This is a genomic window from Bacillus sp. 5mfcol3.1, from assembly GCF_900114335.1.
GTDB lineage: Bacteria > Bacillota > Bacilli > Bacillales > Bacillaceae_G > Bacillus_A > Bacillus_A thuringiensis_S.
Genome location: NZ_FOST01000004.1, coordinates 268,173 through 281,252, shown reverse-complemented (window position 1 = coordinate 281,252; position 13,080 = coordinate 268,173). Strand labels below are relative to the sequence as shown.

The following is a 13,080-nucleotide window of genomic DNA, read 5'->3' as shown; positions in this document are numbered from 1 at the left end:
ATTAATAAATAGCGTAAAGAAAAATAAATAAACATAAATTTTTTATACTACACAAGGGGGATTTTCAAATGAATATTTTATTATGTTGCTCAGCAGGGATGTCTACAAGTTTACTAGTTACAAAAATGGAAGCGGCTGCAAAAGCTCGCGGTTTAGAAGGCAAGATTTGGGCTGTATCTGGGGATGCAGTAAAAACGAATATCGATCAAGCAGATGTATTATTACTAGGACCACAAGTTCGTTACATGCTCTCTTCAATGAAAACGCTTGCTGACGAGAGAAACGTTGGAATCGACGTTATCAATCCAATGCACTACGGCATGATGAATGGGGAAGCAGTTTTAGATCACGCATTAACACTTAAAAAATAATTAGGGGGGAAGCGAAATGCAAAAGTTTATTGCATTTATGGAGAAATATATTGTTCCTGTCGCTGGTAAAATCGGATCGCAACGTCACTTAGCTGCAATCCGTGACGGATTTATTGCAGTTATGCCACTTATTTTAGTTGGTGCACTGGCATCACTAATTAATGGTTTTCCGTCTGAAGCTTTCCAAGATTTCATGAAAGGTATGTTTGGTGAAACGTGGAAACAAGTCGGCGGTGGAATGTGGACTGGTTCTTTCGCGATTCTAGCACTAATCATAGCATTTACAACAAGTTATAACTTAGCAAAATCTTACGGCGTTGATGGTTTGTCAGCAGGTATTATTTCATTTGGTGCGTTAATTATTCTTACGCCAACAACACCGAAAGAAGGCGGATTGAACTTAGCTTGGACAGGTGCACAAGGGTTATTTGTAGCAATTATCGTGGCACTCCTTGTTACTGAAGTATTCCGTTTCTTTGTACAAAGAAACATTACTTTTAAAATGCCTGATGGAGTACCACCAGCAGTTTTAAGATCTTTCGCAGCTATAGTTCCAGCATTTGTTATCTTAACAGTAGTTGCAGGTATTCAATTAGCAGTGAAATTAGCTGGTACAAGTGTTCATGAATTTATCTTTAATACGATTCAATCACCACTACAAAGTTTAGCAGGGACATTACCAAGTGCAATTGTCATTGTACTCCTTGTTCATCTTCTTTGGTTCTTCGGCTTACATGGTCCAAATATCGTTGGTGGTATTATTGAGCCATTATACTTACCGGCATTAGAGAAAAACATGAAGTTATTCCAAGGTGGTACATCTGCATTTGATGTTCCAAACATTATTACAAAACCATTCTTTGATACTTTCGTATATCTTGGTGGTTCTGGTGCAACATTAGCATTCTTGGTAGTGGTATTACTTGTAGCAAAAAGTGCACAGTTACGCGGTGTATCTCGCTTATCGATTGGACCAGGTGCATTCAATATTAATGAACCGGTAATATTTGGTACACCAATTATTTTAAATCCAGTTTTATTCTTACCGTTTATCATAACACCAATTGTATTAGTAATCACTTCTTATACAGCTATATCTATTGGCTGGGTACCAAAAACAGTTGCGATGATCCCATGGGCAACACCACCAATTATTAGTGGTTATCTTGTAACAGGTGGACATCTTTCAGGTGCAATTCTACAGTTATTCAACTTTGTAATTGCGATGGTAATCTATTATCCATTCGTTGTATTATGTGACCGTTCAGTTGTTCGTACTGAAAAAGAAGCAGCGCAAGGAAACAACAACTCTGTACCTATGTAACATAGAGATTGTTCTCGCAGACAACGGTGTCTGTGAGAACAATCACCTTTATATCATGTTCAAAAAGATGAAACACATCTGCAAGAACACCAAACTATCATTAATAAATTAAAACTTTAATAGAGATGTTCAAACTGAAGGGGTATTTAAATCGGTTGAACCTTATAGAGAGGGCGGTAATTATGATGACTACAGCAGAACAAATTCCATTCCAATTGATTTTAAATAGTGGTAACGCACGAAGCTTTGCGATGGAGGCACTTCAATTTGCCAAACAGGGGAAAATGGCAGAAGCAGATGAAGCGATGGTAAAGGCGAAAGAAGCGATTAATGAAGCGCATCATTTCCAAACAGAGCTCATACAATCAGAAGCAAGAGGAGAAAAAACAGAGATTAGTGTTCTTTTAATTCACGCACAAGACCATTTAATGAATGCGATTACAGTGAAAGAATTAGCAGCAGAGTTTATCGATCTTTATAAAAAGCTTGAAGCGAAAGGGGAATAAAGCATGACTGGAATTAAAATTGCTACAATCGGCGGTGGATCTAGTTATACACCAGAGTTAATTGAAGGATTTATTAAGCGTTATGATGAGCTTCCTGTTCGTGAAATTTGGTTAGTAGATATTGAGGCAGGAAAAGAAAAGTTAGAAATCGTTGGTAACTTAGCGAAACGTATGGTGAAAAAATCAGGCTTACCAATCGAGGTACATTTAACACTTGATCGCCGTGAAGCATTAAAAGATGCTGACTTCGTAACAACACAACTTCGCGTTGGTTTATTAGAAGCACGTGCAAAAGATGAAGCAATTCCGTTAAAGTATGATGTAATCGGTCAGGAAACGAATGGTCCTGGTGGTTTATTCAAAGCGTTGAGAACGATTCCTGTTATTTTAGATATTTGTAAGGATATGGAGGAGCTCTGTCCGAATGCATGGTTAATTAACTTTGCAAATCCAGCTGGTATGGTAACAGAGGCTGTCCTTCGTTATACAAATATTCAAAGAGTAGTTGGTCTATGTAACGTTCCAATCGGAATTCGTATGGGTCTTGCAAGATTACTTGAAGTAGATGCGAGTCGTGTTCACGTTGATTTCGCAGGTTTAAATCATATGGTATACGGACTAGATGTATACTTAGATGGTGTAAGTGTAATGGACCGTGTGTTAGAGCTTGTGACAGATCCAGAAAAACAAATTACGATGGAAAATATCGCAGCGCTTAACTGGGAACCAGACTTTATTCGCGGACTTCGTGCAATTCCATGTCCATACCATCGTTACTACTACAAAACACGTGAAATGTTAGAAGAAGAGAAAGAAGCTTCTGTTGAAAAAGGTACACGTGCAGAAGTAGTAAAACAATTAGAAAATGATTTATTTGAGTTATATAAAGACCCGAACTTAGATATTAAACCACCACAATTAGAAAAACGTGGCGGAGCTTATTATAGTGATGCAGCATGTAGCTTAATTACGTCTATTTACAATAATAAAGGTGATATCCAGCCTGTTAATACACGAAACAACGGAACAATTGCAAGCTTACCACATGATTCAGCTGTTGAAGTGAACTGTATTATTACGAAAGAAGGCCCAAAACCAATTGCAGTTGGAGACCTTCCAGTACCAGTTCGCGGTTTAGTACAACAAATTAAATCATTCGAGCGCACAACAATTGAAGCTGCTGTTACAGGGGATTATCATAAGGCGCTGCTTGCTATGACAATCAATCCACTTGTACCATCAGATAAAGTTGCAAAACAAATTTTAGATGAAATGTTGGAAGCACATAAAGAGTATCTTCCACAGTTCTTTAAAAAGGTAGAGAAGTAAAAGCGGCGCTATTTAGCCCGCTTTTTTTATTCTATTAGGAGGTATTATGATGATTAAGTTAATTGTAAATGCAGATGATTTCGGTCTTACAGAAGGTACAAATTACGGCATTATTGATGGGCATATAAATGGACTTGTAAATTCAACGACGATGATGATGAATATGCCAGGAACAGAGCATGCCGTACGCTTAGCGAAAGAGTACAACCTACTCGGAGTAGGCGTACATCTCGTATTAACAGCAGGGGAACCACTTCTTGGAGACGTACCATCACTTGTAGGTAGCGACGGATCGTTTCATAAACAAAGTGTTGTAAGGGAAGGGAATATAAATCCAGAAGAAGTTGAGAGAGAATGGACTGCTCAAATTGAGAAGTTTTTATCTTACGGATTAACACCAACTCATTTAGATAGTCATCATCATGTGCATGGTTTACCGATTTTACATGATGTTCTTGAGAGATTAGCGGCTAAATATAATGTTCCGATTCGTCGTTGTGAGGAAGATAGAGCGGTGCATCCATTTTCTGATGTGTTTTACAGTGACTTTTATGCGGATGGTGTGACGGAAGATTACTTTGTGAAGTTAAAAGAAAGAGTACAAGGTGAACAAACGGTAGAAATTATGGTTCATCCAGCTTATATTGATCCAGAGCTTGTGAAGCGTTCTTCTTACGTAATGGATCGTGTGAAGGAATTGCGTATTTTAACAGAGAGTGAGTTGCCAGAAGGAATAGAGCTTGTGAAGTTCTAATAGAAAAACGACGGCTACATCATGCCGTCGTTTTTTCTATTTATAAAATGGACAGAATATATCCGCCAAAGGCTCCGAGTATAACGATAACCCAAGGTGGTGTTTTCCAAAAAGCTAGTAAGCAAAAAAGAAGCGAAGCGAAAACGAAATCTGAAGCATTTATAATTGTACTCGTCCAAATGGGATCGTAAAAAGCGGCAATTAAAATACCAACAACTGCGGCGTTAACACCAAGTAGTGCGCCTTGTATGAATGATATTTTTCTCACACTGTTCCAAAATGGTAAAACACCAATAACGAGTAAGAAAGCAGGGAGGAAAATCGCAATTGTTGCGAGTATTGCCCCAAGCGTCCCGTTTAACACTGCTCCTATATACGAGGCGAATGTAAATAGTGGTCCTGGTACTGCTTGTGTTAATCCGTATCCAGCTAGGAACTGTTCTTTCGTCATCATGCCGTTTTGTACGAACTCACCTTCAAGAAGGGGCAGCACGACGTGTCCTCCTCCAAATACAAGTGCGCCAGAGCGATAGAAACTATCAAATAAAGCGATGTAATAAGAGAAAGGTCTTAATATTGGTAGCAGTAGTAAGAGTCCAAAGAATAAGACGAGACAAGAAACTGCTATCTTTTTTGAAATAGGTACTTTTATATGCTGAGATTGGCTAATTGGTTGGTTGCGATATAAAAACCAGCCGATAAAGCCACATATTATAATGAGGATCACTTGCGTCCAGCTACTTGGCCATAATAAGGCGATTGCGGCAGTTACAATCGCAATCGTCGCACGGTTGCGATCTGGAGTTAACTTTTGCGCCATTCCCCATATGGCGTGAGCGACAATAGCGACTGCTACAAGTTTTAGTCCATGAATCCAGCCAGCACTCCCAAGATCGAACTGATTAAGGAATGAGGCGAAGAAAACTAAAACAAGTACAGACGGTAAAGTGAATCCAATCCATGAAATAATAGCTCCTAAAAGCCCACCTCTTAATAATCCAACCCCCATACCGACTTGACTGCTGGCAGGACCAGGAAGGAATTGACATAGCGCTACTAAATCTCCATAGCTTCGTTCATCCATCCATTTTCTTTTTTGCACGTATTCGTGGTGAAAATAGCCGAGATGAGCGACAGGACCGCCGAATGAAGTAAGTCCTAATTTAAATGAGACGAGAAAAATCTCTAATAATGTGTGAAAGGTGTGTTTGTTTTTTTTCAAAATAACCTCCTAGAATGTTTTTGCTATGTGCATTATACAAGAAGTGGTAAAGCAAAAGGAACAAATCTAATGTAAAGATTTTGTGAATCTTTTCTTTGTAATTAAAATTGAAAAAGTCATAAATGATTATGTCTAAACCATAAAGTAGTAGAAGTAGTGCTGGGAAATTTATATAAGGAGAATGCCTTATGACAACACATTTCTTTGCCAGGTTAACAGGTAAGAGGGAAGTGCCTCCTGTAAATACAGAAGCTTTTGGGGTAGCAGAGTTTATTTTTAGTGATGATTTAACGAAATTGCATTACAGAGTAATACTAAAAAATATAGAAAAGGTTACATCGTGTCAAATTCATTTAGGGAAGTCTACTCAAATTGGTCCTGTTGTTTTATATTTGTATGGTCCACTGGAGCAAGGGATTAGCTTGAACGAGGGAAGTATTACTGGTGTAGTGAATGTGGAGGATTTTGAGGGACCTTTACAAGGGAAATCATTTGTACATTTACTTCAAGAAATTATTCAAGCAAACGTATATGTTAATGTTCATACGAAATCACAAAAAAGAGGAGAAATAAGAGGGCGAGTTAGAAAAGTAAAGAAGTAGAGGAAAAGGCTGTCCATATGTTGGAACAGCCTTTTCTCATTATATAAGGTGCTAGTTTTAGCGATTATTGTCGGTAAATCGATATATTTTGAAAATCGCTGATATAACTCGCGTTACGCCGATATATTTCAATAATCGCTGATATAACTTGCGTTACGGTCGATATTTTTAAAAATTGCCTCGATTAATTTTTCACAGGTTGATTTTTAATAAAGAAGTCCATAACGTAAAATACTTCGTCATCAGGTATTTGTATTTCAAATGTATTTTCAATTGGTTGCAATGCTTTTTTTACTTTCATATACATCCAGTATTCATCTTGTCTTCTTTTCTCTTTATCAGGGTGAGGAAGAAGGCTTTCTCCTTTTTGAAGACGGTCAACCATACAGCTCATATGCAGAATAACACCCATTAAGCTATCAGGAGTTAGCTGTAAGGAAATTAATTCCTGAATTGTATTTAATGCGTAACGAATTGTTTTAATAAGTAATGCCCCATCGTTACGCTGCATTTGTTGTTCAAGAATATCCGCCATTTTTGCATATGTTTCTTCATACGTAATTAATTCTTGAATGGGCTGAATCGCTGTGTAGTTTACGATGTCTTGGAAATGATATGTTAAGCATGGTACTTGCACATCGAAATTCGTAACGATACAAATGATGTTACGCTCTTTTTTTATGTTCTCGATCATTTTCGTTAAATCTTTTTCATGGACGATACTAATCGGAATAATTTCAATTAAGTCTTTATCAAATCGTAAATAGTTCTCTAACATTTTTTGAATAGCTAAAGCACTTCCTTCACCAGTTAAACAAGCTGTTAAAATAACAGATTTCATTGGAGAGAGAGGTTTTTTCTTTTCTTCTTGTACGTTTAAGTAAAATGGTGTTAAATTTTTTACTGTTTCATATAGCGCATCTAATGAATAACCGAGCTGAGCTTTTCGAGCTGCTTCTAGTGCATGTGGTGTGCTCGTCATCGAGAGAACACGTACAGGGATTTTGAACTCCGTTTCTAATATGTCACCGATATAAGCAAGTGACCCCATATCGACAAGTAAGAGAAGCCCATTTACATTTTGTAGTGTTTGCATATACACTTTCACACGTTCCAAGAAATCTTTCGGTGATTCGTGTAACGGCATATCAATACCGGTTACTTCCTCAATGCCGAGAAGTTCGTTTGCAACGTTTGCCATTTCAGTTGCGATGCCATTACCGTGTGCTAATATTAATACTTTTACTTCTGTTTGTGAGGCAGGAATTGGATCAACAACGAAGAACATTGTTAAAAAGCCAGCTTCATCAATAGGCATTGTTATTTGTAATTCTTCCTCCAGTAGTTGAATGCATTGCATAGATACAGAAAAAGCTTCTTTATATTTCGTACGAATTTGATTTAATTGTGGGTGATGTATTTGTTTTCCGCTTTGTAAACGTTGTAGAGTTGTCTGTACATGTAAACTTAAAGCGAGAAATACTTTTTCATCAAACGTCTTAGATAAATGCTTTTCAGCAAGTTCCGCTATTTTTTCACATACGGAAACGATATTACGATCCACAATTTTAAAAACATTTTCATGGCTTGTTTTTTTTGATATTTGGTTAAAATATTGTACGAAAAAGCTTTGAACATCATTTTCTATTAGTAATTCTAATTCTTCCTCTTCAATACCACGTGCTTGAAGTTCTTCGTATTTATAGTCAATATAATCGTAAATAGAAGAGCGTTTTTCATCTTCTGTTTTATGATTACTCCAACCTTCCTCACCTGTAAATACAAATGTTTCATTTGGTATTTGGTATAAGTGACGGCTCTTCCTTTCAATGAACAACCCTTCTTTCATATACCAAGGTAAATCTGTACTTGAAACATAGACAGAATCACGTTTCTTTGTGACCAAATCAGAATAGGCTTTCGCACAGGCAATTTGAACATCTGTTTTTAATTGACCAATGTTATTGGGACAATTGTAAAAGACGAAAGCACGCATTGCATTTGGGCTAACGTGAATGTCTTTTCGCAGACGAATTGCTTCATTTGTGAAAAATAGCTGTAGTAAAGCAAAGCGCTCTTTATGTGTACGCTCACGAAGTGGTGGCAGCGTAACAGTCATCGGTATACGTCTTGTAAATGTTTTTAATAAAAAGGAATTTGGTTCTTCTGTTGTTGCAGTAATGATTAATACTTGTGCTTTACGTTCGTTCTCTGTTTCTCCAAGGCGGCGGTACACTCCGCGGTCAATAAAGGTGAAAAGCATTTCTTGTCCCTCTGGAGGTAGGCGATGTACTTCATCTAAGAAAAGAATTCCTTCATGTGCTTTTTCAATTAACCCTTTTTGATCACTTGCTCCTGTGTAAGCTCCTTTTTTAATCCCAAATAACTGTCCAAGTAGTAGTTGTGGATTGTTTGCGTAATCAGCACAGTTAAAGACGATAAATGGTGCATTTTTGGGAAGCTGTTCAACTTCAATTGCATATTCGTGCATTAAAGAAGCAAACATAGACTTTCCGACCCCTGTTTCTCCCAGTAGTAAAGTATGCATACCGTTTGGAGGGTAGAGAATAGAAGCTTTCGCTTTTTCAATTGCGATTTTAAGGCTCGTATTTTCAATTGCAAATGTATCTAATGAAGTTATGTCTTTTGAATGCGTTTCCAACGAAGTGTTCGTTTCTATGTAAAAACGAACAGGTCGCGTATTTGTTTTTAATAACCGTTTATCTTTTACAAGTTTGTTTAAGTCGCTACTTACATTGGCGCGATCTAGTTGTAGAAATGTAGCGAGTTCTGATGCGGTTACACCTTCTGTATAATTTCCTTCTTGTATTGCATTAAAAATGAGATCTATTCGTTTCATTTCCATTCACCTCGAAACTTCATCACTATTTAAAAGTTTACACAAAAATGGGAAGGGTGGGAAGAGAAAAATAAAACAGCTTTAGTCTAGAAGTACTAAAGCTGTTACAATCTTGTGTCTTTCCAAAAATTTACCTCGAGATGAGAAGATGGATTATAGGGAAGAAGTTTGTATCCTTGTGACTGTAAATAATCAATTACTTTTGGCAGTATTTGTACGGTCACACTCGAATCATGCATTAAAATAACTTCGACTTGTTCATCACTTTGATTACGCACTCTTTCGAGTATGGCAGAAGGATTATCATAGCTTTTCCAGTCATAAGTATCGATCGTCCAATCCCACATTTTATACTGGGCTGATACAAGTGCGTCACGGTAATTCTTTTTTAAGTAAGGCATACTACCATATGGAACGCGAACGAGATGTGTATTTAATTTCGTAACTTGCTGGACAATGCTTTGTGTTTGTTCCATTTCTGCAATTAAAGTGGAAGGGTCACCAGTGTAAAGGCGTTTTACATCATGTGACATGCTATGGAGCCCGATATAATGTCCTTCTTTAATTAATCGTTGCATCGTTTTTCTGTAATGCGGCACTTTTCCGCCAATAACAAAGAAAGTTGCTTTTCCGTTCTTTTCTTTTAAGATGTTTAAAATTTGTGTAGTATATTTGTTTGGACCGTCATCAAATGTTAAGTACGCAATTTTTTGTGTAGGAGAAGTTGTTTCAGTATTTGGATGATGTTCAGCAGGAATAACGGTTGTTGCTTCAGTATTAGATGATGCGTACATAGTAATTGTTAAGAATAAAATAATACATTGAAATACTCGCTTGATCATAACATTCACCCTCAGTTTGACAATCAAGATGTAAAAAAACTTGATACTTTTCTTATTATGTATATCTTTCTCCAATAGAGGAACTCTCAAACAATCTATATTTTGGAAATATAAAATAAGGAATAAAAAATAGCATCCTAAAGGATGCTATTTGAATATTTCATAATGGTAAAGGCTATACTACAATTAGTCTTCGCGTTTTTTCACTTTTTTATAAAAGGAAATAAGTGGTTTGTAACGTTCATGTACAAGACCGATTATTTCAGCAATGATTTCTGTGAAGAAAATCAAAGCGAAAAGAAGAATAATGGATAACCATAACGTTGCACTAGTGAAAATAATGGCATTTACACTAAAGAAAATACCGAATGCGTATATAATTAGTACCGTTTTACGATGAGAGAATCCCATTGCAAGTAAGCGGTGATGTAAATGCGATTTATCTGGTGCTGAAATAGGTTTTTTATTTACGATACGACGGATGATTGCAAATATCGTATCAAATATAGGTACACCTAAAATGATAATTGGAACGATAAAACTGAATAACGTTACACTTTTGTATAATCCAAGTAACGATATAACAGAAATACAGTATCCTAAAAATAGTGCTCCTGTATCTCCCATGAAAATTTTTGCTGGATGGAAGTTGAAGAATAAAAATCCAATTGTACTTGCTAATATAATTAATGCGAGTGGCAAGATAATAGCTGTTCCAGTACCCCATGGGCTAGTGAAGGCCATATATGCTAGCGTTGCAAGTACGATAGATGAAATACCAGCAGATAATCCATCTAAGCCGTCAATTAAGTTGATTGCATTCGTAATACCTACAAGCCAAAATACTGTAATTGGATAAGCAAGCCATCCAAGTTCAGTATCCCCAAGGAATGGGATATATAATACTTGCACTAATAATCCACTTTTTACAATCATAATGGCAACTAACAGTTGTCCACCGAATTTTACTTTCGCAGATAACTCGTACATATCATCTAAAATTCCGATGATTACAATGATAATCGCACCTAGTGTTATCGATAACATTCTTTGCTCATATAAGCCGCCGACAACAAATCCTACAGCTACACCAATAAATATTGCTAACCCGCCAAGACGTGGCATAATCTTTTGGTGCACTTTACGTGCGTTTGGCTTATCTGTCGCTCCTATTTTAAAAGCTAATTTAATAACTAAAGGAGTAACGACGAGTACAGTGATGAAAGATGCCAAAATGGCATAAATCACTTGTGAGTCCATTAATACCCCACCCTTTATATTCTAACGTAATTTTTTTTTTGAAAATATATTTATCTGAAAATTATGATGTTTATTTACAGGCTCATAACATATGGTATCACAAAAAGATTAGAATTCAATCTTTTTTTCTCTTTACGGTTAATGGAAGCGGATAGAATATATGACAATTGTATATAGAATGTTGCATCATATGAGAAGGTTAATCGTACTGGACTTTGGAATATGACATTTCCTTTTTTCTTCGATAGTGAATACTTTTAGTTCAGTATTATAAGTGTTACACGTAGAAATGAGTAAGTTTCATGTTAAAATGTGGGAATTTATCTCGCGTCAACTAGTAGCCCCATTCCTACTAATTAAAGTTTTACTTTATCCCGCATTAACGGGCAGTAAGACCCCCACCTCAAAATTCAGCGAAGCAAAGAAGTTAGGTGGGGATCAACTGCCCGTAAAAGCCCCACTGATTAAAGTTTCACTTTATATTATAGTGCATTTAATTTTACAAAAACTTTAAAAAGAATGAGGGAAGTAATTCATATAATGAAGAAGGAAAAGGGTTTTCTCATTTTTAATGTGAGAGGGGGAAGCACAGGGAGAATTCTGTATTTCATATCTTTTCTATTGTAAATTCCTGTGCGAAAAGGAAATGAAAATTACGATAATAGGTACTGGATATGTTGGATTGATTACAGGAGTAGGATTGGCAAAGTTGGGGCATTCAGTTACATGTTTTGATATAGATGATGAAAAAATTGAACGGATAAAACAAGGGGATTTACCTATTTATGAGGTTAGATTACATGAATTAATAAATTATGCATATGAGAATAATGCTTTAACTTTTACATCAAATAAAGAAGAGGCATTTGATGATGTAGAGTTTATATTTATTGCAGTTGGAACACCATCTTTATTAGATGGGACGGCGGATTTAACGTATATTCAGAGTGCTTGTAACGATATTGGATTATATGCGACAAACGATATTATTGTTGTTACGAAAAGTACAGTTCCAGTAGGTACAAATGATGTAATGAAGGGATGGATTGAGGGGAATTTAAAAGGGAGGCATACAGTACATATCGTATCGAATCCAGAGTTTTTGCGTGAAGGTTCAGGTATTTATGATTTCTTTCATGGAGATCGTATTGTAATTGGAGCGGATAGTGAGGAAGTAGCAAGAAGAGTAGAGAGTTTGTATAGCCAATTATGCTTAGAAACGTATGTTACAGATATTAAAAGTGCAGAGATGATTAAATACGCATCGAATGCCTTTTTAGCTACAAAGATTAGTTTCATTAATGAAATTTCAAATATATGTGAGAAGGTAGGCGCAAATGTATTGGATGTTGCCAAAGGGATGGGAATGGATAAGAGAATTGGTGCATCTTTTTTAAATGCGGGCATTGGATACGGGGGATCGTGTTTCCCGAAAGATACGAAAGCACTGGTGCAAATTGCGGGAAATGTTGCTCATGATTTTCGTTTGTTAAAAGCGGTTATTGAAGTAAATAATAAGCAACAGCTGCTATTGATTGGAAAAGCGAAAAAAGTTATGAACATGAATAAAAAGCGGATTGCAGTTCTTGGCGCGTCATTTAAACCGAATACGGATGATATTAGAGAGGCATCATCTCTTATTATAATAGAAGCATTACTTAATATAGGTGCAGAAATTGTTCTGTACGACCCAAAAGCAATTCAATATGTGAAAAATATATTTGGAGATGCTATACAATATAGTAGATGTATAGATGAATCGATTCGAGATGCGAGTGCGGCTTTTATCGTAACAGAATGGGAAGCTATTCGAGTGTACCCGTTAGAAAAGTACGTACAACTTATGAGAGAGCCTATTTTATTCGATGGGAGAAATTGTTATACTGATGAAGATGTTAAGAAACAAAAGATAGATTATTACTCGGTGGGAAGAAAAAGTATTTGTAATAGAAAAGTTTCTGTTATGCGTTAAAAAGGGATGTACTCATGCATATTTTTATATGTCATAAT

11 protein-coding genes are annotated in these 13,080 nt (G+C 36.4%); 7 read left to right on the top strand and 4 right to left on the bottom strand.

Features of this window, described 5'->3' with window-relative positions; translation table 11 throughout:
• Positions 1-68: 68 nt before the first annotated feature.
• The 5 genes from BM089_RS22640 (at position 69) to chbG (ending at position 4,284) form a co-directional block, all read left to right on the top strand.
• Positions 69-371, top strand: coding sequence for a PTS sugar transporter subunit IIB (locus BM089_RS22640; RefSeq protein WP_001023569.1), 303 nt, complete (start codon positions 69-71; stop codon positions 369-371).
• A 16-nt stretch (positions 372-387) separates the two neighbouring features.
• The gene (gene celB, locus BM089_RS22635) at positions 388-1,695 is read left to right on the top strand and encodes a PTS cellobiose transporter subunit IIC (RefSeq protein WP_065229567.1); all 1,308 of its coding nucleotides are present in this window, start codon (positions 388-390) and stop codon (positions 1,693-1,695) included.
• A 182-nt stretch (positions 1,696-1,877) separates the two neighbouring features.
• Entirely contained in the window at positions 1,878-2,201 is a 324-nt protein-coding gene (locus BM089_RS22630; protein ID WP_000989050.1) for a PTS lactose/cellobiose transporter subunit IIA, read from the top strand.
• Between the two features lie 3 nt (positions 2,202-2,204).
• Complete coding sequence (gene celF / locus BM089_RS22625; protein WP_000145762.1) at positions 2,205-3,530, top strand: 6-phospho-beta-glucosidase; 1,326 nt, start codon at positions 2,205-2,207, stop codon at positions 3,528-3,530.
• Positions 3,531-3,579: 49 nt separating this feature from the next.
• Positions 3,580-4,284 (top strand): chitin disaccharide deacetylase, encoded by a 705-nt coding sequence (chbG, locus tag BM089_RS22620; RefSeq protein ID WP_016079721.1) that lies wholly within the window; start codon positions 3,580-3,582, stop codon positions 4,282-4,284.
• A 40-nt stretch (positions 4,285-4,324) separates the two neighbouring features.
• Here the strand turns inward: chbG and BM089_RS22615 are convergent, their stop codons facing one another.
• On the bottom strand, positions 4,325-5,506 hold the full coding sequence (locus BM089_RS22615) for a chromate transporter (RefSeq protein ID WP_090978141.1): 1,182 nt from the start codon (positions 5,504-5,506) through the stop codon (positions 4,325-4,327).
• 188 nt (positions 5,507-5,694) lie between these two features.
• Here BM089_RS22615 and exsM point away from each other — a divergent pair, with 188 nt between their 5' ends.
• Positions 5,695-6,108 carry an exosporium regulatory protein ExsM gene (gene exsM / locus BM089_RS22610; RefSeq protein WP_000207046.1) on the top strand — a complete coding sequence of 138 codons (414 nt, stop codon included), beginning with the start codon at positions 5,695-5,697 and terminating at the stop codon, positions 6,106-6,108.
• A gap of 184 nt (positions 6,109-6,292) precedes the next feature.
• Here exsM and BM089_RS22605 read toward each other — a convergent pair whose 3' ends face one another.
• The 3 genes from BM089_RS22605 to BM089_RS22595 all read right to left on the bottom strand — a co-directional run bounded on the left by BM089_RS22605 (position 6,293) and on the right by BM089_RS22595 (position 11,070).
• Positions 6,293-8,968, bottom strand: coding sequence for a sigma-54-dependent transcriptional regulator (locus BM089_RS22605; protein WP_090978139.1), 2,676 nt, complete (start codon positions 8,966-8,968; stop codon positions 6,293-6,295).
• A gap of 104 nt (positions 8,969-9,072) precedes the next feature.
• Complete coding sequence (locus tag BM089_RS22600) at positions 9,073-9,810, bottom strand: polysaccharide deacetylase family protein (RefSeq protein ID WP_016513232.1); 738 nt, start codon at positions 9,808-9,810, stop codon at positions 9,073-9,075.
• Between the two features lie 186 nt (positions 9,811-9,996).
• A complete protein-coding gene (locus tag BM089_RS22595; protein WP_000378306.1) occupies positions 9,997-11,070 on the bottom strand; it encodes a glycosyltransferase family 4 protein in 1,074 nt (357 codons plus the stop codon).
• Between the two features lie 646 nt (positions 11,071-11,716).
• Here BM089_RS22595 and BM089_RS22585 point away from each other — a divergent pair.
• Complete coding sequence (locus tag BM089_RS22585) at positions 11,717-13,042, top strand: UDP-glucose dehydrogenase family protein (RefSeq protein ID WP_090978137.1); 1,326 nt, start codon at positions 11,717-11,719, stop codon at positions 13,040-13,042.
• Positions 13,043-13,080: the final 38 nt, after the last annotated feature.

Bases quoted from the DNA above. Each gene is read 5' to 3' on its own strand.
- exsM (WP_000207046.1), top strand. From the start codon at position 5,695: ATGACAACACATTTCTTTGCCAGGTTAACAGGTAAGAGGGAAGTGCCT.
- BM089_RS22605 (WP_090978139.1), bottom strand. From the start codon at position 8,968: ATGAAACGAATAGATCTCATTTTTAATGCAATACAAGAAGGAAATTAT.
- BM089_RS22585 (WP_090978137.1), top strand. From the start codon at position 11,717: ATGAAAATTACGATAATAGGTACTGGATATGTTGGATTGATTACAGGA.
- BM089_RS22630 (WP_000989050.1), top strand. From the start codon at position 1,878: ATGATGACTACAGCAGAACAAATTCCATTCCAATTGATTTTAAATAGT.
- BM089_RS22595 (WP_000378306.1), bottom strand. From the start codon at position 11,070: ATGGACTCACAAGTGATTTATGCCATTTTGGCATCTTTCATCACTGTA.
- BM089_RS22600 (WP_016513232.1), bottom strand. From the start codon at position 9,810: ATGATCAAGCGAGTATTTCAATGTATTATTTTATTCTTAACAATTACT.
- celB (WP_065229567.1), top strand. From the start codon at position 388: ATGCAAAAGTTTATTGCATTTATGGAGAAATATATTGTTCCTGTCGCT.
- BM089_RS22640 (WP_001023569.1), top strand. From the start codon at position 69: ATGAATATTTTATTATGTTGCTCAGCAGGGATGTCTACAAGTTTACTA.
- chbG (WP_016079721.1), top strand. From the start codon at position 3,580: ATGATTAAGTTAATTGTAAATGCAGATGATTTCGGTCTTACAGAAGGT.
- celF (WP_000145762.1), top strand. From the start codon at position 2,205: ATGACTGGAATTAAAATTGCTACAATCGGCGGTGGATCTAGTTATACA.